General features: G+C 58.1%; 1 protein-coding gene. It reads left to right on the forward strand.

Annotation, left to right across the window (positions count from 1 at the left end):
* Positions 1-365 (forward strand): transposase (locus KVT32_RS29030; RefSeq protein WP_371825637.1); only part of this gene is annotated, 365 nt, incomplete at its 5' end.
* Positions 366-382 lie beyond the last annotated feature (17 nt).

Here is a 382-nt window from a genome sequence, read left to right on the forward strand (position 1 = left end):
ACCTGCATTGCATCTGGACCCTGCCCGACGGCGATACCGACTATTCGGCCCGCTGGGCTATCATCAAGAGCTCGGTATCTAGGTTTGCATTAGTCTCCACAGTTTCAACCGGCGCCAGATATCCTTCGCGTATCAAGCACCGCGATGCGTCGATCTGGCAACGTCGTTTCCATGAACACGAGGTCCGCGATGATCGCGATTTTGAACGCCACATGGACTACATTCATTTCAACCCGGTGAGGCATGGCCATGTGGCGAGTGCGGTGGATTGGCCGTACACGACGTTCCACCGGTACGTGAAAAGTGGCGTGTATCCGGCGGACGGGGGCGGGACGCCGCAGGTGGAAGCGATGTGGATCGAGTAGAGCAGAAGGTCGCGGAC

Source organism: Achromobacter sp. GbtcB20 (assembly GCF_019091095.1).
Classification (GTDB): domain Bacteria; phylum Pseudomonadota; class Gammaproteobacteria; order Burkholderiales; family Burkholderiaceae_B; genus Achromobacter; species Achromobacter mucicolens.